This is a genomic window from Nocardiopsis terrae, assembly GCF_014651695.1.
Classification (GTDB): domain Bacteria; phylum Actinomycetota; class Actinomycetes; order Streptosporangiales; family Streptosporangiaceae; genus Nocardiopsis; species Nocardiopsis terrae.
In genome coordinates, this window is record NZ_BMXJ01000007.1 from 388433 (window position 1) to 410080 (window position 21648).

The following is a 21648-nucleotide window of genomic DNA, read 5'->3' on the forward strand; positions in this document are numbered from 1 at the left end:
GTTCCGGTGTGATCCCGGCGACTCCGGGTGACCGGAAGTGGACTGTCGCTGCCTTCGTGCGGCTTGTGTCCGATAGAACTGGATGGCCCTTTTCGACAGCGCACACCACGAGGTACCTCCCCATGGGACAACCCCCGCCCCCGTACGGCCCGCAGGACCCCTCCCAGGGGCGGCCCGGCCAGTTCCCGGGGCAGCCCGGCCCGCCGCCGCAGGGGCCGCCGCCCGGCCGTGTACCGCAGGGGCCCTTCCCGGGGCACCCTGGTCAGCCGCAGCAGGGGATGCCGCCGCAGGGTCCGCCTCCCGGGCAGTACCCGCCGCCGGGGCAGTACCCGCCCGGCCACGGCCCGCAGGGCCCGGGAGCCGGCGCACCCGGGAAGAGCAGGACCGGGTTGATCATCGGCGGCGCGGTCGGGGCGGTGGTGCTGGCGGTCATCGGCGGCACCCTGGTGTACGTCAACTCCGGCGGTGACTACCTCGCACTGCCCGACGACTGCTCGGAGGTGGTCGGTGACGACCTCCTGAACGACGTCTTCGAAGGTACGGTCCCGAGCCTGGACGGTGAGTTCACCCGGGAGGGCGCCGCCGAGGAGGGCCTCCACGGCATGCTGTTCTGCTCGGGTTCGGAGAACGGGGTGGAGTTGGGCGTCCACGTCCAGTTGTACGACCGCGAGGCGTCGGACCGGGAGTCGGACATGGACCGCGCCTTCGACATGGAGGGCGACGGGGGCGACCTGATCCAGGACGAGGAGATCCCGCCCGGCGAGGTCACCGAGCACTCCTTCGGCACGGACGTCAGCACGGTCCAGATCCTGTGGGACGAACCGTCGATCGGGGACCGGAGCCTCGTCGTCGGGTCGGTCGATCCCGGCGGTGACTACATGTCGCAGTTCGGTATGGGTGTCGCCCGGCAGGAGAACGCGGTCCTCGCCCTGACCGTCGACTACTCCGGAGCCTCGTCGAGCCCGGAGATCGAGGAGATCTACGACAGGACCGAGGCGGCGCTGGGGGCCGTGGCCGAACAGCTCCCGCGGGTGGCCGAGAGGTAGGCACGGCCGGGAAACGGGCTCAGGCTTCGGGAATGAGCTTGCCCGGGTTGAGCACGCCCTCCGGGTCCAGCGCCGCCTTCACCGCGCGCAGCACCTCGGCGCCCAGCGGACCCAGCTCGGCCGTCATCCACGGCCGGTGGTCGGTGCCCACGGCGTGGTGGTGGGTGATCGTTCCGCCGTTGGCGACGATCGCGTCCGAGGACGCACGCTTGGCGCGGTCCCAGCGCCCGGCCGGGTCCTCGCCCGCACCCGTGGCCACGGTGAAGTACAGCGAGGCGCCGGTCGCGTAGGTGTGCGAGACGTGGCACTGGACTACGGCGCCGCTCTCGTCGTCGTCCAGGGCGCCGGTCAGCGCGCCCACCACCGCCGCGTGCAGCGGTAGCAGGTCGCTCCAGGAGGCGGCGGTCTCCAGGGTCTCGGCGAGGACGCCCGCGGACAGCAGGGTGTCGCGCAGGTAGGGCGCGTGGAAGCGGGTCTCGCGCCAGTGCGCCACGGGTTCCGGGCCCAGCGGGGTGCCCCCCGCGGCCTCCAGCAGCCGCCGCACCACCGCCGATCGTGACTCGACCTCGGAGTCCGTCCCCTCGAAACCCAGCACCGCCTGGCAGCCGGGGACGGCCTCACGGCCGCCGAGGGCCGCGTTCACGAAGGTCTCGGTCTCGTCGGAGAGCCGGGCCATGGTGGGCCGGGTGTCCGACTGCGCGAGAGTGCGCAGCGCATCGACCCCGGTGGCGTAGTCGGGGAAGGACCAGGCCTCGTCCAGAACCCGCTCCGGCCTGGGCCGCACCCGCACGGCCACCTCGGTGATCACGCCCAGGGTGCCCTCCGAACCCACCAGGAGCCGGCGCAGGTCGGGCCCGGCGGCCGAGGCCGGCGGGCCACCGGCCTCCAGGGTGCCGCGCGGGGTGGCGACCCGCAGGCCCACCACCATGTCCTCGAAGCGGCCGTATCCGGCGGAGGCCTGACCGCTGGACCGGGTGGCGGCGTACCCGCCGATGGTCGCGTACTCGTAGCTCTGCGGCATGTGCCCGAGGGTGAGCCCGTGCTCGCCCAGCATCTCCTCGGCGTGCGGGGTGCGCACGCCCGCGCCCAGGACGGCCGTCAGCGAGGTGGCGTCCAGCGAGACCAGCCGGTTCAGGCGGCGCAGGTCGAGGCTGATCACGGCCCGGAAGCCGCCGTCGACCGGGGAGACCCCGCCCACCACGCTGGTGCCGCCGCCGAAGGGCACCACGGCCACCCGCTCGGCCGAGCAGACCGCCAGGACCCGCTCCACCTGGTCGTGGTCGGCCGGGTACAGAACCGCGTCGGGCGCGGGGGACGCCTTCCCGGCTCGGCGGGCGAGCAGGTCCGGGGTGCTCTTGCCGCCGCTGTGCAGCAGGCGGGCGGTGTCGTCGGTGCGCACCTGCGGTGTCCCCACGATCCCGGCGAACACCTCCCGGAGCCGTTCGTCCAGACGGGACCCGGACAGGACCACGTCCTCCTCGGCCACCGGGGGCATGTCCTCGGTCCGGGTCCGCAGTACCTGCGAGACGAGTTCGCGCGTACCGGGGTCGAGTTCCTTCGCCTCGGCGGGATCGCCCCAGGCGAACCAGCTCATGTCCGGTGCGGTGCCGTCGGAGGCGGCAGGGGCGTGTTCAGTGCGAGCATCGTGGGTCATGCCCTACAGTTTTACACATGGCGTCAAAACGTAACGTAGAGGACGAAATCCTCGACGCGGCCCGCACCTGCGTCGAAGCCTTCGGGGTACGCCGCACCACCCTGACCGACGTGGCCCGCCGCGCCGGGGTCAGCCGCCCCACCGTCTACCGGCGCTGGCCCGACGTGACCGCCCTGGTCGCCGACCTGCTCACCCGTGAACTCCGGCGCATCCTCATCGCCGAGGAGGTGGCCGCCGAGCAGGGCAGTAAGGCCGAGACCGTTCGGACCCGGCTGGTGCGGCACGCCGCCGGGGTCGCCCGCGCGATGCTCGCCCACCCCCTGGTCGGCCGGATCGTCGACACCGAACCCGAACTCCTGGCCACCTACACGTTCCACCGGCTGGGCAGCAGCCACCGGGCCGCACTCGAACTGCTCGAACCGGCCCTCGCCGAAGGCCAGGCCGACGGTTCCGTCCGCGAGGGCGATCCCGGTGTCCTGGCCCACCTGTTCATGGTCACCGTGCAGAACACCGTGACCTCCCGGCGCCTGTTCACGGAGGTGCTCGACCAGGACGGGCTGGTCGACGAACTGTCCGCGCTGCTCGACGGATACCTGAGCCCCTGACCGCACCGGCCCGGCCACCGCCCTCCCGGATCCGCGCGGAACCGAACCACCATCCCCCGGAAAGGACGCCCCGATGCGTCAGCACACCCGGTCCACGTCCCTCAACGCCGCCCGCAGGGCCGCCGACCTCGCCGACCTGGAGGCACGTCCCGAGGTGGACGTCCTGGTGGTCGGCGGGGGCGTCACCGGGGCCGGAGTGGCCCTGGACACCGCCTCGCGCGGCCTCTCCACCGTGCTCGTCGAACGCGAGGACCTGGCCTTCGGGACCAGCCGCTGGAGCTCGAAGCTGGTCCACGGCGGGCTGCGCTACCTCGCCAAGGGACAGGTCGGCATCGCCTACGAGAGCGCCCGCGAACGCGACGTCCTCATGCGCGTCACCGCGCCCCACCTGGTCCGTCCCATGCCCATGGTGATCCCCGTCCACCGGGGCACCGGCCTGGCCCGGGCCCTCTTCGTCCGCGCGGGGACGGGTATGGGCGACCTCCTGAGGATCCTGTCCGGAACCCCCGCCAACGTGCTCCCCGGACCCCGGATCCTCAACGCCCGCCAGACCAGGCGCCTGCTGCCCGCGGTCCGGACCGAGGGGCTGCTCGGCGGCATCCTGTCCTTCGACGGCCAGCTCGTCGACGACGCCCGCCTGGTCGTGGGGATCGCCCGCACCGCGGCCCGCGAGGGCGCCCGGATCATCACCCGCTGCTCCGCCGACAGCATCAGCGCCGACGGGGCCGTCCTGCGCGACGAGACCGACGGCCGGCTCCTCCCGGTGCGCCCGCGCGCCGTGGTCAACGCGACCGGGGTCCACGCCGACGCACTCGACCCCCGGATCCGGCTGAGCCCCAGCCGCGGCACCCACCTGGTCCTGGACGGGGCGGCGCTCGGCAACCCCGGGGCCGCGCTGACGGTTCCGCTGGACGGCAGCGTGAGCCGGTTCGTGTTCGCCCTCCCCCAGCCTGACGGCCGGGTCTTCGCCGGGCTCACCGACGAACCCGTGGACGGCCCCGCCGAACGGGTCCCCCGGGTGCCGCAGCAGGACGTCGACTTCCTTCTCGAACAGTTCAACCGGGCCCTGGCCACCGAGCTGACCAGAAAGGACGTCATCGGTTCCTTCGCGGGTCTGCGGCCGCTGCTGCACGGCGACGGCACGAGCGCCGACCTCTCCCGCGAACACTCCGTGTCGGTCGCCCCCAACGGCACGGTGACCGTGGTCGGCGGCAAGCTCACCACGTACCGGGCCATGGCGGAGGAGGCCGTGGACGCGTTGGTCCGGGCGCGCCGGCTGGCCGCGGGGCCCTGCCGCACCCGTGAGGTGCCGCTGGTGGGCGCGGCCCCGCACGGGGAGCTCGACGCACTGGACGCGCCCCGCCGCCTGGTGGCCAGGTACGGGGCCGAGGCGGTCGACGTGGTCGCCGAAGCCGGGGGGGACCCCGCCCTGCTCACCCCTGTCGTCTGCGGCATCACCCCCGCGGAACTGCGTTTCGGGGTGCGTCACGAGGGCGCGCTGAACGTTGCCGACCTGCTGGAACGGCGGACTCGGATCGCCCTGGTCGACACGGACCGGGACCTGGCGGAGGCTGCGGCGAAGGAGGCGCTGGCCGCGGTCGGCTAAGGGCCGGGGAAGGCGCGTGGCCGGCCCCCCGGGGCGGGGCCGCACGGTGCGTGAGACGGAGGACGCACGGTTGATTCGGGGAACTCGCCACACCGGCCTCCCCTGTTCCGCGACGATGTCATCGCGTAAGGTCATACCGGTTCGAGCCCTCTCGTCCCCCGGACACTCCCGCAGCCGCCCCCGTTTCCGGCTCGCCCGCCCACTGAGCCGCCCCGCCGAAGGAGCCAGCCATGCCCACGCTCGTTGCCGTGCCCGCCCTCACCAGGACCGGGGACACCGTCCTCGAGAGGGTCCCGGACGAGTACCGGCACTACTTCAACGGCCGGGCGCCGGTCCCGTTCACCAAACGCCGCTGGGAGTTCGCCGGCGAACCGGTCAGCGTGCCGCTGGTCCGCGCCTTCCTGGAGACCTGCGCGGCCGGACGTGACTCCGACTACCAGTACGTCCTCACCCTGCTCGGGGCGGAGCTCGCCACCAACGCGATCCGGCACAGCCGCTCGGGGGAGCCGGGCCGGACCTTCGTGCTCCGGGTGGACCGGGGGCCGAACGGGCTGACCGTCACCTGCCGCGACCAGGGGACCCCCGTGAACGCCCTCAAGGGCGAGGGCGGCCAGTTGTTCGCTTCGCCCCCAGAGGAGCGCCTGACCGCCGAGGACGGGCGCGGTCTGGCGCTGATCGACAGCTTCGCCACCACATGGGGGGACAACGGCCACCCGAGCATCCGCAAGGTGTGGTTCCACCTGGCCTACGACATGACCGGAAGTTCCTGGCCCGCGGCCTGAGGGTGCTCGGGGCACGGACCGGGGCAGCCGGGGAGCCCGCCCTTGCCACAGGTCGTGGCACGTGCCACTATTTTCTACCTACGGGTAACTGTGGCGCAGATCACGGAACGGCGCGATTCCGTGCGCTTCCCGGAACCCCGCCGGGATGCGCTCCGGGCGCCGCGGCCACCCCCACGTCGGCACCGTGCACCGAACGCGGTCCGCGCCTGCCCGGCCGTCCGCGCCGCCTCCGGCGGCCCTTCCCCCAAGGTGCCCCATGGACTCCGCCCTCACGACGATCGGCCTCCCGATCGCCCTCGGCATCATCATGTTCGGTCTCGGCCTGTCCCTGACCGTCAAGGACTTCACCCGACTGCTCTCCATGCCCTGGACCATCGTCCTGATCCTGGGCTGCCAGATCATCCTGCTGCCGGCCTTCTGCTTCGGCCTGGTCCTGGTCTTCGTCAGGTACCTCGACCTCTCCCCGCTGCTGGCGGTGGGCATGATGCTGATGGCCGCCTCCCCGGGCGGCACCACCGCGAGCCTGTACAGCTACCTGTTCAGGGGCAACGTCGCGCTCAACATCTCGCTGACCGCGATCAACTCGCTCACCGCCATGGTGACCCTGCCCCTGATCACCGGGTTCTCGCTGGGCTACTTCACCGAGGGCGGGTCCATCGGCCTGCAGACCGACAAGATGGTCCAGGTCTTCGCGGTCATCCTCGTGCCCGTGGCCGTCGGCATGTTCGTCCGGGCGAGGATGACGTCCTTCGCCGAACGCATGGAGAGGCCGGTCAAGCTCGGATCCGTTCTCGTGCTCGTCGCGGTCATCGTCGGCGCCCTCGCAGCCGAGTGGGCCAACCTGCCGGGGTACATCGTCTCGGTCGGCCTCATGGTGCTCGTCTTCAACCTGGTCAGCCTGACCATCGGCTACTGGGCGCCCCGACTGGTCGGGACCGGGCGCGGCGAGGCCATCGCCTCCTGCATGGAGATCGGCCTGCACAACACCACCCTGTCGCTCACCATCGCGGTGACCGTCCTCGACAGCACCGAGATCGCCATCCCCTCCGCCGTCTACGGTGTGCTGATGTTCCTCACGGCCGCCGCTGCGGGCGCCCTGCTCACCCGCCGCAGGGCACGGGAGGAGGCGGCCGAGCCCGCCGGAACCGAGGGCTGACCCGGCCCGGCTCCCGCGGTCCTCTGTCGGTGCCCGGGTGCACACTGGCACCGTGAACCGGATCCCACCGCAGAACCTCTCCGAGCTCTGGCCCGCCGAGGACCGCCCCGCGCCGCCCCGGGGCGGCACCGAGGCCGAGGTGCTCGGCGGCTACCTCGACTGGCACCGCAGGACCCTGGAGGCCAAGTGCGGGGGACTCACACCCGGACAGCTCTCCGCGAGGTCCGTCGCCGCCTCCTCGCTCAGCCTGCACGGGCTGGTGCGGCACCTGGCCGGTGTCGAGCGCTGGTGGCTGCGCATCCAGTTCGCGGGGGAGGACCTTCCGCTGCTGTACTACTCCGACGAGGACCCCGACCAGGACTTCGACCGGCTGGACGGCGACCCCGCCGAGGCCTTCGCCGTCTGGCGGGCGGAGGTGGAACGGTCCCGGGAGATCGTCGCGGCGGCCGGCTCGCTGGACGAGGCGGGGACGGAGGAGCGTTCCGGTGAACCCGTCGAACTGCGGGCCGTGCTGGTGAAACTCATCGCCGAGTACGCCCGGCACAACGGCCACGCCGACCTGCTGAGGGAGAGCATCGACGGCGCCACCGGCCACTGAGCCGCACGGCCGTCAGTCGCCCCCGTCCTCTCCGGTGAGGGCGTCCACGGCCACCGCGACGCTGACCACCAGGGCGGGGTCGCCGCCGGGATCCTGACGGTGGGTGTTCACGTCCACCGCGTAGGTGTCGCGCATCCGGAACCACTTGCGGGAGACGACCGCGACGGTGCCCTCACCGTCGCTGATCGAGTACTCCCTGTCGAGGAAGCTCCCGACGACCTCCCAGCCCGGGCCGTTCTCGAGCTCCACGCCGAGCTTGTCCCGGACGGGATCGAAGAGCCGCTTGCGCACGGTCGCGACGGTCCTGCCGCCCTGCTCGACACGCATCTGGTCGCGGACCCTGAAGAGTTTCCTGCGGATCACCGTGAGGACCTCGCCCCCCGGATCCTTGAGTTCGAAGGTGGTGCGCATCCGCAGCGCCTTGCCGTCCACCCGGAAGACCTTGGTGCCGTGTTCGTCGGTCACCCAGGAGTCGTCGCCGATGTCGAAAACGCGTTCGCGTACCAGGAACTTCATGCACCGACGCTAACGGAGGGCCCGTGCGGCCACCAGGACCGCGGCCGGTCAGCCCCCGGCCGGGTCCGGGGCCGGTTCCCCGGCGGGCTCCGGTTCCGGGGAGAGGCCGCGCAGGGCACCCACCAGCGGAGCGAGTTCGGGGGTCCGGGCGGCCTCGTCCAGGGCCAGGCGCAGCACCGCGTCGTGGGTGGGGCGTGCCCGGGCGAGGAGTTCCGTCCCGGCGGGGGTGAGCTCGGTGTAGATGCCGCGCCGGTCGTCTGCGCACAGGACCCGGGTGAGCAGGCCCCGGTCCTCCAGTCGGGTGACCAGGCGGGTGGTGGCGCTGTTGGACAGCGCCGCGGCGCGGGCGAGCTGGCGCATCCGCATGTGCCAGCCGTCCTGCCGGTTCAGGGCGTCCATGACGGTGTACTCCACCACGGAGACCCCGTGCTCCGACTTCAGGGCGCGCTCCAGTGCGGTCTCGACCAGTCCGTGGACGGCGGCGAGCGTGCGCCATCCGTGCGCGCGGATCTCCACGGCGTCGTCGGTGATCCCCATGGCCGTCCCACCTCCTCGTGACTGCTCGCAGATCATCCTAGCTTGCGCATGTAGAAAGCGCGTGCAACTAGTGCACACACAACTATCACTCTCTCCTGGAGTGCTCCCCACGCCGCCCCGGCCAGGCCGACGGGCGGCCCCCGCTCTGGGACAGCCAGATCGCGGACACCACCAGTGCACAACCCCCCAGTTGGCCGGGGGTCGCCCGTTCACCCAGGAAGACGGCGCCCATCGCCACCGCCAGGACCGGAGGCAGCACCAGGACCGCCGCGCCGGTGCTCGCGGTCAGCCGGGGCAGGGCCGAACCGATCAGCAGCCAGGTCAGCACCTGCCCGGTCAGTGCCAACAGCGCCAGCCACAGCCATGCCCGCGAGTCCTGGGAGGCCAGGTCGATTCCGCTCCACAGCGCGCCCAGCGCACCGGCCGCCACCGCCGCGGTCGACGTGGAGACGCACACCGGGGTCACCGTGTGCCCTCGGCCGCCGCCGAGCCGGGACAGGAAGAGGTATCCCGCGTAGGCCGCCCCCGCCGCACAGCCGTAGGCCAGCCCGAGCCACGGGCCGCCCCCGGAGTCCGGGCCCGCGGCACCGCCCGAGTCGGCCACCCCGGCGGCCAGGACGAGACCGGCCAGCATCACCGGCACCGCGACCACGAACCTCAGCGGCGCCCGGTCGCCCAGGAACACCCACGCGAGCAGGGGGAAGACCACCACCTGGACGTTGAGCAGCACGGTCGCCATCCCCGCGCCCACGTGCTGGATGCTCGCCACCCAGAACACGTAGTCCACACCCAGCAGCAGCCCCGCCGCGGCGTCCAGGCCCACCAGCCACAGCGCCCGCGGGCCGACCCGGCGGAGTTCGGCCACGGCCATGGGGGCCAGCACGAACAGTGCCAACGCGCATCTCAGGAAGGCCGCGGTGCCCGTGTTGGCCCCGGAGAGTTTGACGAACACACCCGTGGCCGAGGTGCAACCGGCACCGGCCACCGCCAGGACGACGGGGTCGGCCCGGTCCAGTACCGAGCCCTCCCGGGGCGTGCGCTCCGTGTCCGTACCCGCCATGGCCCCGTCCCCTCCGCGTCCGCCCGCCAGGTGCACGACCCAGCCTGACGGCCACGACCAGGAAACAAAAGCGATGTTTTGTCGTCGGTAATCGGTACTGTTGCTTATGTGTTCAGCATCGAACGACTGAGGGCGTTGGCCGCCGTGCGGACCCACGGCTCCATCGCACGCGCGGCGAGAGCCCTGCACGTGACCCCCTCGGGGATGTCCCAGCAACTCACCAAGCTGGAACGGGAGGCGGGTCAGCGCCTGCTCGAGCCGGCGGGCCGCACCGTGCGGCTCACCCATGCGGGCCGTGTCCTCGTCGGGCACGCCGACCGGGTACTCGCCCAGGTCACGGAGGCGCAGGCGGACCTCGCCGACCTCGACCGCCAGATCCTCGGGCCGCTGCGCCTGGGCGGTGTGGGCAGCGCTGTGCGCACCCTGCTCCCGGGGGCGCTGTCCGTCCTGTTGGCCGCGCACCCGCGGCTGACCCCCACCGTGCGCGACGGGGAGGTCGTCTCGCTGCTACCGCCGCTCCTGCGCGGGGAACTGGACCTGGTCCTGGCCGAGAGCTGGTCCAGCCGCCCGGTCGCGCTACCCGCCGGGGTCCGGACGGTGGAACTCCTGGACGAGCGGGTGTGCCTGGCACTGCCCCCCGGCCATCCCCTCGGCGCACGGGAGAGCGTGCGCATCGCCGAGCTCGGCGGGACCGCCACGGGCGACCCGGTCGGTCTGCCCTGGGCGAGCTGCCCCGCGGGCACCGAACCCTACGAGGCGATCCTCCAGGCCCTGCGCGCCCGGGGCGTGGAACCCGACATCAGGTACAGGCTCGCCGAGATCCCCTCCCAACTGGAGCTGGTGGCCTCCGGCCTCGCCGTGGCGCTGGTCCCGGACCTCGGCCGACGCACCGCCCCCGAAGGGGTCCGGTTCGTGCCCACCGACCCGCTGATCCGCAGGACCATCAGAGCGGTGTGGCGCGCGGACGCCGAAACCCCGGCGGTCCGAGCCTGTGTCACCGCCCTCACCGCCACACCTTCCACTCCAACCCCACCCCCCACCGTGGCACCACCCGTCACATCCGCGTACACCGAGTCCGCTCCCGCGGAACCGACCACACAAGGAATCATGTGAACACTCCCTGGCACCACCTGCCCATGGCCGCCTTCGACGTCGAGACCACCGGCCTGGACGTGGAGAGCGACCGGATCATCACCGCGGCCCTGTGGCGCATCGACCCCGCTCGCGGGACCAAGGAGGTCGCCACCTGGTTCGCCGACCCCGGGATCGAGATCCCGGCCGAGGCCGCCGAGATCCACGGCATCACCACCGAACAGGCCCGCGCCCAGGGCCGTCCCGCCGCGGACGTGGTCACCGAGATCGCCGCGGCGCTGGACGCCGTCACCGCTGAGGGGCTGCCCGTGGTGGTCTACAACGCGCCCTACGACCTCACCCTCCTGGACCGCGAACTCGCGCTCCACCGCCCGGGCGCCCCCCTGGCCGCGCAGCCCCTGGTGGTGGACCCGCTGGTCCTGGACAAACGGGTGGACACGTTCCGCCGGGGCTCCCGCAAACTGGTCGACGTCTGCGCCCACTACGAGGTCCCCCTGGCCCGGGAGGAGGCGCACGGGGCCGCCGCCGACGCCCTGGCCTCGGCCCGGCTCGCCTGGCGGATCGCCGCGGCCAACCCCGAAATCGCGCAGATGTCCGCCGTGGACCTGCACGCCGCCCAGGTCAAGTGGAAGGCCGAACAGGCCGCCAGCTTCCAGGAGTACCTGCGCCGCAGGAACCCCGAAGCGGTGGTCGACGGTTCCTGGCCGCTGGTCCCCGCCGCCACCTGATCCCGGCCGCCCGGGCCCCGCGACGCCTCCGACCGGGGCCGAGAGGCGGTGGGGCCGACCGGGGCGCGAGGAAACCGGGGCACCGGACGGGGTGCGCGCAAGGGGAGGGAGGGGCACACGAAAAAGGGAACACCCGAAGGTGTTCCCGTCTTTCCTGTGCCCCCTGGAGGATTCGAACCTCCGCACCCGGCTCCGGAGGCCGGTGCTCTATCCCCTGAGCTAAGGGGGCGCGCTGCTGCGTGAACAACTGTAGCAGGGGTTCCGGGTTGCTCGTCCACTCCTGTGCGCCAAGCGCCGACCGACCCCGGCCGATACCGGATTCCAGTGGTGCCGCCGCGCCCCGCGGCGGTAGTGTCACGGGCGTGAACGCCCTTCCCGTACGGGTTCTCGTCGTCGAGGACGACGAGGTGATCCGCGAACTGATCCGCCTCAACCTCGAACTTGAGGGGTTCGAGGTGTTCACCGCCATGGACGGTCAGGACTGCCTGGAGCGGGTCGGGCACATCGCCCCCGACGTCATCACCATGGACGTGATGATGCCCAGACTCGACGGCTGGACCACGGTCGAACGCCTCCGCTCCGACGGTTACGACCGCCGCATCATCATGGTCACCGCCCGCGCGCAGGCGGACGACCGCAGACGCGGGGAGCGGATCGGCGTCGACGACTACCTGACCAAGCCCTTCGATCCCGACGAGCTGGTCGACCTCATCCGGGCCCTGCACGGGAAGGGTGACGGCGGAATCGGGGGAGCTGCGTGACCCCACGGAGGCTGGAGACGGTCGTCCGCCGCGCCGCCGTGCGAGCCTTCGGCCTCGGTGAGGCCGACGTCCCCTTCGTCTGGCCGCGCGGCGGCCACGCCGCGGAGGACGCGGACGCAGCCGTCGCCCTGGCCCCGCGCCTGCTCGGACGGGTCCGCGGCGAACTGCCCAGGGACGCGGAGGGCACCCACCGGGCCGTGGTCTGCGGGCGAATCGTCGCCCAGATCAGCGCCATGGCCGAGGAAGGCGAGCCCGACGCCGGGTTCGCCCGGATCGTTTCGGACGAGCGCGGCTTCGCCCACTTCACCCTCACCTGCGAACAGCGCCGCGGCCTTCTGCGCGCCGCGGCCGACGGCCCCCGCTTCCTCACCGGCCGGGACTGGACGGGAGCGGGGGAGTGGCCCCGCTCCGCCCTGCACGAGGCGGGCCCCCTCGCCCAGGCCCGCCGCTACGCCCGCGCCGACGCCCGGGCCCGGATCGCCATGGCCGTGGGCGGACCCGACCCGCCTCCGGGCCCCGTCGGCGAGGTCTCCTGGCGCGACCGCTACCTGGACACCGACCGCACCGGGCTGTTCACCCCCGCTGGCCGCCTGCTCGGCAGAGTCGGTGAGGACAGCGCCCGTGTCGCCTTCTGCCGTTCGGTCCCCGAACACCCCAAGGAGAACGAGACCACCGGTCGCTGCCTGCCCGTGCTGCCCTCCGCGGAGAACCCCGGGGCCTGGTCCCGGCTCACCGACGCCAACCCCGCCTTCCGGTTGCGCTACGCCCACGCCCACGCCCTGAGCAGTCTCCGGTGGGCGGCCCAGGGCACCGCTCCCGAACCGCACGACTGCCCTCACACGCACGGGGCCGGGGTGCGCGGGCTCCTCTTCGACGGCCCCAGTGTCCTGGACACCGCTGCCCGCCGAGAGGAACCCCATATCCTGGTCAGATACCTGGAGGCGCTGACCAGTGCCTACGATGAGTGGCGGACGGCTTCCGCCGCCGGGGCCGGACCGGCGTCGGGGACGGAACCGACGCGGGCCGCCCTCGACCCGGCGCTGCCCGCCGCCGTCGCCGGTGTGCTCGGCACCGGCCTCTTCCTGCTCGGGGTGTCAGCGCCCACAAGGCTGTAGACGCCCCGCCGTCGCGGACCCGTTGGACGAGCCCAACCCCCGTGTTCCGATCGTCTTGGTGGACAATGGACGCGGGTGCGCCCCGCAGACCGGTCGGCGCCGTCGGCGCGGACCCCGTGCCGACGACCGTCCGCCTCCACAGCAGAGTCACGACACAGCACAGCCAGACGTACCGAAGTCCCAGCCGAAAGACCGTCATGAGCCGCTACGCCCACCCCGCCGGATCCCGCCACGCGGAGGTCCTGCCGGAGGAGAACCCGCCGCTGCCGCCCGAGGACCTCAACACGCTGGACCCTCGGGTCTGGCCCGCCACCGCGCACCGTTCGGACGGCGAGGTCACCATCGGCGGTGTCGGCGTGCGCGCCCTCGCCGCCGAGTACGGTACGCCGCTCTTCGTCATGGACGAGGAGGACTTCCGGACCCGAGCCCGCGACTACTCCACCGCCTTCGCCGACGCCGACGTCTACTACGCGGGCAAGGCCCTGCTGACCAAGGCCGTCGCCCGCTGGGTCGTCGAGGAGGGGCTCAAGCTCGACGTGTGCTCCGGCGGCGAGCTGGCCGTGGCCCTGGCCGCCGGGGTCCCCACGGACCGCGTCGCCATGCACGGCAACAACAAGTCGGTCGCCGAGCTGCGCCGTGCCGTCGAGGCCGGGGTTGGGCGGATCATCCTGGACTCCCTCGACGAGATCGACCGCCTGGAGTCGGTGGCCGCCGAGTACGGTGCCCGTCCCAAGGTGCTCATCCGGGTCACCACCGGCGTGGAGGCGCACACGCACGAGTTCGTCGCCACCGCGCACGACGACCAGAAGTTCGGCTTCGCGCTGAGCACGGGTGCGGCCGCCGAGGCGGTCCGCCGCGTCCTCGCCGCCGAGCACCTGGACCTGGTCGGCCTGCACTCGCACATCGGTTCGCAGATCTTCGACACCTCGGGCTTCGAGGTCGCCGCCCGGCGGGTCACCCGGTTCCTCACCCGGATCCACGAGGAACTCGACGTCACCCTCGCCGAACTCGACCTCGGCGGCGGCCTGGGCATCGCCTACACCTCCGGTGACGATCCGCTCGACCCCAAGACCATCGCCGCCAGCCTCACCGCCATCGTGCGCCGCGAGTGCCAGGAGGCGGGACTGCCCGTGCCGCGTATCGCGGTGGAGCCCGGGCGCGCCGTCGCCGGCCCGGCCGGGGTCACCGTCTACGAGGTCGGCACCGTCAAGGACGTCGAGGGCATCCGCACCTACGTCAGCGTCGACGGCGGTATGAGCGACAACATCCGCACCGCCCTGTACGGCTCCGAGTACACCAGCCAGCTGGTGTCCCGGGAGAGCGACGCCGAGCCGATGCTCTCCCGTCTGGTCGGCAAGCACTGCGAGAGCGGTGACATCATCGTGCACGACCTCTACCTGCCCGCCGACCTGCGGCCGGGCGACCTGGTGGCGGTCGCCGCCACGGGCGCCTACTGCTACTCCATGGCGAGCAACTACAACCACCTGCCCCGCCCCGCCATGGTGGCGGTCAGGGACGCGAACGCACGGGTGATCGTGCGCAGGGAGAACGAGGAGGACCTCCTCCGCCTCGACGTAGGCTGAACCGTCCGCCCCACGGGTGCCGCACCGGTGCCCGGCGAGGTCGGACACGAGAGAAGTGGGAGTCACGCCCAAATGGCGATGAAGGTGGCGCTGCTCGGATGCGGCGTTGTGGGTTCGGAAGTCGTCCGCCTGGTCAACGAGCAGTCCGAGGAACTGGCCGCGCGGATCGGCACGCCGATCGAGATCGGCGGCATCGCGGTCCGCCGGCTGGACCGCGACCGCGGTGTCGACCCGGCGCTGCTGACCACCGACGCCACGGCGCTGGTCACCCGCCCGGACATCGACGTCGTGGTGGAGGTCATCGGCGGGATCGAACCGGCCCGTTCGCTGATGCTCGCCGCGATCAAGGCGGGCAAGTCCGTGGTGACGGCCAACAAGGCCCTGCTCGCGGAGGACGGACAGACACTCCAGGCCGCGGCCCGCGACGCCGGGGTCGACCTGTACTACGAGGCGTCCGTGGCGGGTGCGATCCCGCTGCTGCGCCCGCTGCGCGACTCCCTCGCCGGGGACAGGGTCAACCGGGTCCTGGGCATCGTCAACGGCACCACGAACTACGTCCTGGACCGGATGGACTCCCTCGGGGCCGGGTTCTCCGAGTCCCTGGAGGAGGCCCAGACCCTCGGGTACGCCGAGGCCGACCCGACCGCCGACGTCGAGGGCTTCGACGCCGCGGCCAAGGCGGCGATCCTGGCCCGGCTGGCCTTCCACACCCAGCGGGTCACCGCGGCCGACGTCCACCGCGAGGGGATCACGGGGGTGTCGGCCGCCGACATCGCCAGCGCCCGGGCGATGGGTTGCGTCGTCAAGCTCCTGGCGATCTGCCAGCGCTCGCAGGACGGCGACTCGGTGGGCGTACGCGTCCACCCGGTGATGCTGCCGGTCGAGCACCCGCTGGCCAGCGTCAAGGAGGCCTACAACGCGGTGTTCGTCGAGGCGGAGTCCGCCGGGCGCCTCATGTTCTACGGCGCCGGAGCGGGGGGCACCCCCACGGCCAGCGCGGTCCTGGGCGACATGGTGGCCGTGGCCCGCAACCGCCTCGCCGACACCTCGGTGGGCGAGGGCGGCCACGACACCGGTCTGCCGGTGCACGACATGGGCAGGACCATCACCAGCTACCACGTGTCGTTGGACGTGGCCGACCGGCCCGGTGTGCTCTCCAAGGTCGCCGAGATCTTCGCCGACCACGGGGTGTCCATCAAGAACGTGCGCCAGGAGGGCACGGGGGACGACGCCCAGCTCGTGCTGGTCAGCCACCCCGCACCCGACGCCGCGCTCAGCAGCACCGTCGAGGAGCTCAGCCGGCATCCGATGGTCCGCGAGGTGGCCAGCGTGATGCGGGTGGAGACCTTCCAGGAGTAGTCGGCCGATCCGGGGTCCGTGTCCCGCACACGGACCCCGGAGTCCAGATAGTGAGAAAGATGTGCCCGGGATGCAAGACGACTCGGGCAGGGTCGTAGACTCGAAGCTGGTGGGGACGGAACGCCTTCGCGACGCCCCACCCGCATCCATCGCGCGTCAAGCGAAACCGAATCCACCCGAAAGGGACACCGTCGTGAGCATGGCACGGGCGTGGCGAGGCATCGTCGAGGAGTACCGCGACCGCCTTCCCGTCAACGAGAGCACCCCCGTCGTCACCCTCCAGGAGGGCGGCACCCCCCTGCTGCCTGCCACGCGCGTATCCGAGCTCACGGGCTGCGAGGTCTTCCTCAAGGTCGAGGGGCTCAACCCCACCGGTTCGTTCAAGGACCGCGGCATGACCATGGCCATCACCAAGGCCGCCGAGGACGGCGCCAAGGCGGTCATCTGCGCCTCCACCGGCAACACCAGCGCCAGCGCCGCCGCCTACGCCATCCGTGCGGGCATGACCTGCGCCGTGCTGGTGCCCCAGGGCAAGATCGCGATGGGCAAGCTCGCCCAGGCCCTCGTGCACGGCGCCCGGCTGCTCCAGGTCGACGGCAACTTCGACGACTGCCTCGAACTGGCGCGCAAGCTCAGCGTCGACTACCCGGTCGCCCTGGTGAACTCGGTCAACCCCTACCGCCTCCAGGGGCAGAAGACCGCGGCCTTCGAGATCGTGGACGCCCTCGGCGACGCGCCGGACATCCACTGCATCCCGGTCGGCAACGCCGGCAACATCACCGCCTACTGGATGGGCTACACCGAGTACGCCCAGGACGGGGTCTCCAGCAAGGCCCCCAGGATGCTCGGCTTCCAGGCCAGCGGTTCGGCACCCATCGTCAACGGCGCCCCGGTCACCAGCCCCAGCACCATCGCCACCGCGATCCGCATCGGCAACCCGGCCTCCTGGAAGCTCGCCGAGCAGGCCCGGGACGAGTCCGGCGGCCTCATCGACAAGGTCACCGACCGCCAGATCATGGCCGCCTACAAGCTCCTCGCCGCCGAGGAGGGCGTGTTCGTCGAACTCGCCTCCGCCGCGAGCGTGGCGGGGCTCCTCCAGGCCGTCGAGGCCGGGCAGGTTCCCAAGGGCAGCCGGATCGTGTGCACCGTGACCGGAAACGGCCTCAAGGACCCCGACTGGGCACTGGCCGGGGCCTCCTCCGCCACCACCGTCCCCGTCGACGCCCGGGCCGCCGCCAAGGCCCTCGACCTCGCCTAGCCGCCCTTCGGGATGATCTTGCTCCCAGAAGCGGGATCGGCGTCGGGATTGCCTCTGGTAGCAAGATCATCGCCTGTATGGAGCACACTGTGACCTCACCTCGCCCCGACCGGGTGTCCGTCCGCGCCCCGGCCACCAGCGCCAACCTCGGGCCGGGCTTCGACGCCCTCGGGTTGTCCGTCCAGCTGTACAACGAGTTCGACGCCGCGGTCCGCGACGACGGCGAACTCCGCATCCGGGTCGAGGGGGAGGGCGCGGGCGAGGTACCGCTCGACCGGCGCCACCTGGTCGTCCGGGCCATGGCCGAGGTCTTCGACCGGGCCGGCGAGAAGCTGCCCGGCCTGGACCTGCGCTGCGTCAACCGCATCCCGCACGCCCGGGGCCTGGGCTCGTCCTCCTCCGCGATCGTCGGCGGGGTCGCCGCGGCCGCGGCCCTGCTGGGCCGTACCGGGCCCGACGGCGGGCCGGACCGGGACTGGATCTACCAGATCGCCGCGGACATCGAGGGCCACCCGGACAACGTGGCCCCCTGCGTCCACGGCGGGTACACCGTCGCCTACCGGGACGGCGGCTCCTGGGGCGTCGCCCGGCTCACCCCGGACCAGCGGGTCCTGCCCGTGCTGTGCGTACCGGGCTGGCGGCTGTCCACCGAACGCGCCCGCGGGCTCCTTCCCGAGACCGTCTCCCACGCAGACGCGGCCTTCAACGCCGGCCGCGCCGCGCTGATGACGGCGGCCGTTTGTGGCCAACCCGAAGCCCTGTACGCGGCCACCGAGGATCGGCTACACGAGGCGTACCGCGCCCCGGCCATGCCCCGCACCCTCAAGCTCATCGGTGACCTGCGCGAACACGAGAAACTCCCGGCCGTCGTCTCCGGTGCGGGCCCCACGGTGCTCGTTCTGTGCTCCGTGGCGGCGGGGGCGGTGACGGAGGATTCGCCGGAAATCACCCGACAGGTTGATTCGATCCGTCAGCGGGCGGGTAATGATTGGGACGTACGCCCCCTGCACATCGAGCCGGCGGGGGTGCGGACCCCATCTCCCCATCCGTAGCATCTGTGTCGAGGAATAGCCGTGGCCTCTGGTGATGTTAGGCTGGGTGAAGCACCAGATGCCCCGTTGCGGGGCGTGTGCTCATCCGCCACAACGGCTTCCGCGTCCCATACTCCGGCGGTCCGATCTCTCGACCTGTCGGAAGCGGTGGCCAAAGTGTCGAGTCCGCGGTTTCACCGCGACTGTGCCCACGTCTTCGAAGTCCGCTCCTCCTCGGATGAGCGTGTCACCACGGTTGACGGGCATCACCTCCGAGCCATCCGCCCCGACGTCTGGCTGTACCCAGAGCCCGCCGCGATTGGGTAGGGGACCGTCTTCGCCGGTTTCCGACATCCACGTGGGGCACGCCCTACCCGGCCCCTGCCGGTTCGCACCACCGGGCCGGCCGCTCAAGCAAACCGCTGACGGCCGAAGCCCGCTCCTTGGGAAGGACCCTTAGTGAGCGACACCACCGAACTCCGAACGGACGCGGCGGTCGACAGCAAGAAGAGCGCTGACGCCTCCTCGGAGGCCGGCGAAGCCGCGACTGCCCCACGGTCCCGCGCGGCCTCGCGCGGTACCGGGCTCGCCGCCCAGAAGCTCCCCGAGCTCCAGAAGCTCGCGTCGAGCATGGGCATCACCGGCACGGGGCGCATGCGCAAGAGCGATGTGATCGCTGCGATCGAGGCCAAGCAGGGCGGCCCGGTCGGCCCGGTCAGCAGCCCTGGGAAGGCCAAATCAGCAAAGAAAGCCGACACCGCTCCCAAGGCCGGTAAGGTCGAGGCAACTGACGGCCCGGCCGAAGCCCAGTCTCCCGCCAAGTCGGGCACGGACGAGGCCCCGCGCAAAAGCGCGGGTGAGCGGTCGTCGGACCAGGCCGTGACCGAGACCCAGGGTGGGAAGGGTGACAAGCCCTCCCGTAACCGCCGCTCGTCCCGCAGGCGCGGCGACGAGTCCGGTGAACAGCCCCGCTCGGACGGCACCGACTCCTCAACCTCCGCGAGCAGCGTGACCAAGACATCCAGCACCCCCCAGAAGAACGGCCCCGACTCCGAGGACCGTGACACCAGGTCCGGGCAGGGTCGCGAGCGCCAGCGCAACCGTCGCAACCGCAACCGCGGCGGTGACGACCAGAACTCGAACAACAACTCCGATCGCCAGCAGGGCGGCGGCCAGAACCAGGGCCGCGGCAACAACAACGACGACGACGACTTCGGTGGTGGCCGCAGGCGGGGACGCCGCCGGGACCGCCGGGACCGCCGTGGCGGACGCGGCGGCGGCCAGGAACAGGAACCGGTGATCGGTGAGGACGACGTCCTGCTGCCGGTCGCGGGCATCCTGGACATCCTGGACAACTACGCCTTCGTCCGCACCACCGGCTACCTGCCCGGACAGAGCGACGTCTACGTCTCTCTGGCCCAGGTGCGCAAGCACGGTCTGCGCAAGGGTGACCACATCGTCGGTGCGGTCCGCCAGCCCCGTGACGGTGAGCGGCGCGAGAAGTTCAACGCGCTGGTGCGCCTGGACTCGGTCAACGGCATGTCGCCGGACCAGGCCCGGGGGCGCCAGGAGTTCTCCAAGCTCGTTCCGCTCTACCCGCAGGAGCGCCTGCGGCTGGAGACCGAGCCGAACATCCTCACCACACGCATCATAGATCTCGTCGCGCCCATCGGTAAGGGCCAGCGCGGTCTCATCGTCTCGCCCCCCAAGGCGGGCAAGACGATGGTGATGCAGGCGGTCGCCAACGCGATCACCGAGAACAACCCCGAGTGCTACCTGATGGTGATCCTGGTCGACGAGCGACCGGAAGAAGTCACCGACATGCAGCGCACGGTCAAGGGTGAGGTCATCCACTCGACCTTCGACCGCCCGGCCGAGGACCACACGGTCGTCGCCGACCTGGCGATCGAGCGCGCCAAGCGGCTCGTGGAGATGGGCATGGACGTGGTCGTCCTGCTCGACTCCATCACCCGCCTGGGCCGCGCCTACAACCTGGCCGCGCCCGCCAGCGGACGCATCATGTCCGGTGGTGTGGACTCCACCGCCCTCTACCCGCCGAAGCGCTTCTTCGGTGCGGCCCGCAACATCGAGGGCGGCGGCTCGCTGACCATCCTGGCCACCGCACTGGTCGAGACGGGTTCGCGCGCCGACGAGGTGATCTTCGAGGAGTTCAAGGGCACCGGCAACATGGAGCTCAAGCTCAACCGGTCCCTGGCTGACAAGCGGATCTTCCCGGCCGTGGACGTGGACGCCTCCAGCACCCGTAAGGAGGAGATCCTGATGTCGCCGGAGGAGCTGAACGTCGTCTGGAAGCTCCGCCGGGTGCTGCACGCCCTCGACACCCAGCAGGCCATCGAGCTGCTCCTGGACAAGATGAAGGAGTCCAAGAGCAACGCCGAGTTCCTGATGCAGATCCAGAAGACCACGGTGGGACCCGAGCGCTAGGGCCCCGCCCGGCAGGGCGCGTGTCCGCGGGGCGCGCGCACCGGCCGTGGCCCGCCGCAGCACGGGCCACGGGGTCCGCGGGAACGCAGTGAGGGCACCCTCCCCGCCCGGGGAGGGTGCCCTCACCCGTTCCGGGACGAGACCCGCAGGCCTCACCGTGCCGTCCCGGGAGACGGGTGGGACGGGTCCGGGAATAGGTACTGGTCCCGGCATGGTTGTGGGTCTGGCAAACTGGTATCAGGGAACGGCCGTCCTCCCGCCCGGGAGAGCACGCCGCCCTCTTACCTGGATCGCCGCGGCACCGGTTCGCGCATGGTCAACGGACACCGCCCCACCCCCGACGGTGGTGCGGTCGTCATGCGTCCGGCGGTCGCGCCCTGAGAAGGAGAACACACATGCAGGCCGACATTCACCCCACGTACGTCCCGACCGAGGTGACCTGCACCTGCGGGGCCAAGTTCGTCACCCGGAGCACGAACCCCGAGGGCCGGGTGCGCGCCGACGTGTGCTCCGAGTGCCACCCGTTCTACACCGGCAAGCAGAAGATCCTCGACACCGGTGGCCGGGTCGCCCGCTTCGAGAAGCGCTTCGGCAAGCGCAAGTAGCGCTGCCCTTCGTCCGGCGGCGCCGCCTCCCTTCCGGGGCGGTCGGCGCCGCCGGGCCAGGACCCCCCTTGAGCTGGGGAGACGGACAGGGCGAGCGAACAGACGGGAACG

General features: G+C 71.9%; 20 protein-coding genes and 1 tRNA gene. 16 read left to right on the forward strand and 5 right to left on the reverse strand.

Features of this window, described 5'->3' with window-relative positions:
• The first annotated feature begins 122 nt into the window (after positions 1-122).
• A complete protein-coding gene (locus IE195_RS21590) occupies positions 123-1046 on the forward strand; it encodes a hypothetical protein (protein WP_191274445.1) in 924 nt (307 codons plus the stop codon).
• Between the two features lie 19 nt (positions 1047-1065).
• Here the strand turns inward: IE195_RS21590 and IE195_RS21595 are convergent, their stop codons facing one another.
• On the reverse strand, positions 1066-2700 hold the full coding sequence (locus tag IE195_RS21595; RefSeq protein ID WP_191274448.1) for an FAD-binding oxidoreductase: 1635 nt from the start codon (positions 2698-2700) through the stop codon (positions 1066-1068).
• Between the two features lie 17 nt (positions 2701-2717).
• Here IE195_RS21595 and IE195_RS21600 point away from each other — a divergent pair, with 17 nt between their 5' ends.
• The 5 genes from IE195_RS21600 (at position 2718) to IE195_RS21620 (ending at position 7447) form a co-directional block, all read left to right on the forward strand.
• Positions 2718-3305 carry a TetR/AcrR family transcriptional regulator gene (locus IE195_RS21600; RefSeq protein ID WP_191274450.1) on the forward strand — a complete coding sequence of 196 codons (588 nt, stop codon included), beginning with the start codon at positions 2718-2720 and terminating at the stop codon, positions 3303-3305.
• Positions 3306-3378: 73 nt separating this feature from the next.
• Positions 3379-4911: a glycerol-3-phosphate dehydrogenase/oxidase gene (locus tag IE195_RS21605; protein WP_191274452.1), complete on the forward strand. Its 1533-nt coding sequence runs from the start codon at positions 3379-3381 to the stop codon at positions 4909-4911.
• 230 nt (positions 4912-5141) lie between these two features.
• A complete protein-coding gene (locus IE195_RS21610; RefSeq protein WP_191274454.1) occupies positions 5142-5693 on the forward strand; it encodes an ATP-binding protein in 552 nt (183 codons plus the stop codon).
• 256 nt (positions 5694-5949) lie between these two features.
• The gene (locus IE195_RS21615) at positions 5950-6849 is read left to right on the forward strand and encodes a bile acid:sodium symporter family protein (RefSeq protein ID WP_191274456.1); all 900 of its coding nucleotides are present in this window, start codon (positions 5950-5952) and stop codon (positions 6847-6849) included.
• A 52-nt stretch (positions 6850-6901) separates the two neighbouring features.
• Positions 6902-7447, forward strand: a complete 546-nt coding sequence (locus IE195_RS21620; RefSeq protein ID WP_191274458.1) for a DinB family protein — start codon at positions 6902-6904, stop codon at positions 7445-7447.
• A gap of 12 nt (positions 7448-7459) precedes the next feature.
• On the opposite strand, the gene IE195_RS21625 is transcribed toward IE195_RS21620, so the two are convergent.
• From IE195_RS21625 to IE195_RS21635, 3 genes are all read right to left on the reverse strand, one after another.
• Positions 7460-7963: an LURP-one-related/scramblase family protein gene (locus IE195_RS21625; RefSeq protein WP_191274460.1), complete on the reverse strand. Its 504-nt coding sequence runs from the start codon at positions 7961-7963 to the stop codon at positions 7460-7462.
• A gap of 48 nt (positions 7964-8011) precedes the next feature.
• Complete coding sequence (locus IE195_RS21630; protein WP_191274462.1) at positions 8012-8500, reverse strand: MarR family winged helix-turn-helix transcriptional regulator; 489 nt, start codon at positions 8498-8500, stop codon at positions 8012-8014.
• Positions 8501-8585: 85 nt separating this feature from the next.
• Positions 8586-9560, reverse strand: coding sequence for a DMT family transporter (locus IE195_RS21635; RefSeq protein WP_191274464.1), 975 nt, complete (start codon positions 9558-9560; stop codon positions 8586-8588).
• Between the two features lie 108 nt (positions 9561-9668).
• On the opposite strand from IE195_RS21635, the gene IE195_RS21640 reads away from it, so the two are divergent.
• Together IE195_RS21640 and IE195_RS21645 are read left to right on the forward strand one after the other, a co-directional pair.
• Entirely contained in the window at positions 9669-10673 is a 1005-nt protein-coding gene (locus IE195_RS21640) for a LysR family transcriptional regulator (protein WP_191274466.1), read from the forward strand.
• Positions 10670-11380 (forward strand): exonuclease domain-containing protein, encoded by a 711-nt coding sequence (locus IE195_RS21645; RefSeq protein ID WP_191274468.1) that lies wholly within the window; start codon positions 10670-10672, stop codon positions 11378-11380. The genes IE195_RS21640 and IE195_RS21645 overlap by 4 nt, the downstream gene beginning before the upstream one ends.
• Positions 11381-11537: 157 nt before the next feature.
• On the opposite strand, the gene IE195_RS21650 is transcribed toward IE195_RS21645, so the two are convergent.
• Positions 11538-11609 (reverse strand) — tRNA-Arg (locus IE195_RS21650).
• A gap of 133 nt (positions 11610-11742) precedes the next feature.
• Here IE195_RS21650 and IE195_RS21655 point away from each other — a divergent pair.
• The 8 genes from IE195_RS21655 to rpmE all read left to right on the forward strand — a co-directional run bounded on the left by IE195_RS21655 (position 11743) and on the right by rpmE (position 21537).
• Positions 11743-12141, forward strand: a complete 399-nt coding sequence (locus tag IE195_RS21655; protein WP_191274470.1) for a response regulator transcription factor — start codon at positions 11743-11745, stop codon at positions 12139-12141.
• A complete protein-coding gene (locus tag IE195_RS21660; RefSeq protein ID WP_191274473.1) occupies positions 12138-13256 on the forward strand; it encodes a DALR anticodon-binding domain-containing protein in 1119 nt (372 codons plus the stop codon). Before IE195_RS21655 ends, IE195_RS21660 begins: the two co-directional genes overlap by 4 nt.
• A 197-nt stretch (positions 13257-13453) precedes the next feature.
• Complete coding sequence (lysA, locus tag IE195_RS21665) at positions 13454-14839, forward strand: diaminopimelate decarboxylase (RefSeq protein WP_191274475.1); 1386 nt, start codon at positions 13454-13456, stop codon at positions 14837-14839.
• 72 nt (positions 14840-14911) lie between these two features.
• The gene (locus IE195_RS21670; RefSeq protein WP_191274477.1) at positions 14912-16198 is read left to right on the forward strand and encodes a homoserine dehydrogenase; all 1287 of its coding nucleotides are present in this window, start codon (positions 14912-14914) and stop codon (positions 16196-16198) included.
• Between the two features lie 199 nt (positions 16199-16397).
• A complete protein-coding gene (thrC, locus tag IE195_RS21675) occupies positions 16398-17456 on the forward strand; it encodes a threonine synthase (RefSeq protein WP_191274715.1) in 1059 nt (352 codons plus the stop codon).
• Between the two features lie 113 nt (positions 17457-17569).
• On the forward strand, positions 17570-18508 hold the full coding sequence (thrB, locus tag IE195_RS21680; protein WP_229826379.1) for a homoserine kinase: 939 nt from the start codon (positions 17570-17572) through the stop codon (positions 18506-18508).
• 438 nt (positions 18509-18946) lie between these two features.
• Positions 18947-20932, forward strand: coding sequence for a transcription termination factor Rho (rho, locus tag IE195_RS21685; protein WP_191274482.1), 1986 nt, complete (start codon positions 18947-18949; stop codon positions 20930-20932).
• Positions 20933-21327: 395 nt separating this feature from the next.
• On the forward strand, positions 21328-21537 hold the full coding sequence (gene rpmE, locus IE195_RS21690; RefSeq protein ID WP_191274491.1) for a 50S ribosomal protein L31: 210 nt from the start codon (positions 21328-21330) through the stop codon (positions 21535-21537).
• Positions 21538-21648 lie beyond the last annotated feature (111 nt).

Excerpts from the sequence above, each read along its gene's own strand:
- IE195_RS21590 (WP_191274445.1), top strand. The coding sequence starts at position 123 with ATGGGACAACCCCCGCCCCCGTACGGCCCGCAGGACCCCTCCCAGGGG.
- IE195_RS21595 (WP_191274448.1), bottom strand. The coding sequence starts at position 2,700 with ATGACCCACGATGCTCGCACTGAACACGCCCCTGCCGCCTCCGACGGC.
- IE195_RS21600 (WP_191274450.1), top strand. The coding sequence starts at position 2,718 with ATGGCGTCAAAACGTAACGTAGAGGACGAAATCCTCGACGCGGCCCGC.
- IE195_RS21605 (WP_191274452.1), top strand. The coding sequence starts at position 3,379 with ATGCGTCAGCACACCCGGTCCACGTCCCTCAACGCCGCCCGCAGGGCC.
- IE195_RS21610 (WP_191274454.1), top strand. The coding sequence starts at position 5,142 with ATGCCCACGCTCGTTGCCGTGCCCGCCCTCACCAGGACCGGGGACACC.
- IE195_RS21615 (WP_191274456.1), top strand. The coding sequence starts at position 5,950 with ATGGACTCCGCCCTCACGACGATCGGCCTCCCGATCGCCCTCGGCATC.
- IE195_RS21625 (WP_191274460.1), bottom strand. The coding sequence starts at position 7,963 with ATGAAGTTCCTGGTACGCGAACGCGTTTTCGACATCGGCGACGACTCC.
- IE195_RS21630 (WP_191274462.1), bottom strand. The coding sequence starts at position 8,500 with ATGGGGATCACCGACGACGCCGTGGAGATCCGCGCGCACGGATGGCGC.
- IE195_RS21635 (WP_191274464.1), bottom strand. The coding sequence starts at position 9,560 with ATGGCGGGTACGGACACGGAGCGCACGCCCCGGGAGGGCTCGGTACTG.
- lysA (WP_191274475.1), top strand. The coding sequence starts at position 13,454 with ATGAGCCGCTACGCCCACCCCGCCGGATCCCGCCACGCGGAGGTCCTG.
- IE195_RS21670 (WP_191274477.1), top strand. The coding sequence starts at position 14,912 with ATGGCGATGAAGGTGGCGCTGCTCGGATGCGGCGTTGTGGGTTCGGAA.
- thrC (WP_191274715.1), top strand. The coding sequence starts at position 16,398 with ATGGCACGGGCGTGGCGAGGCATCGTCGAGGAGTACCGCGACCGCCTT.
- rpmE (WP_191274491.1), top strand. The coding sequence starts at position 21,328 with ATGCAGGCCGACATTCACCCCACGTACGTCCCGACCGAGGTGACCTGC.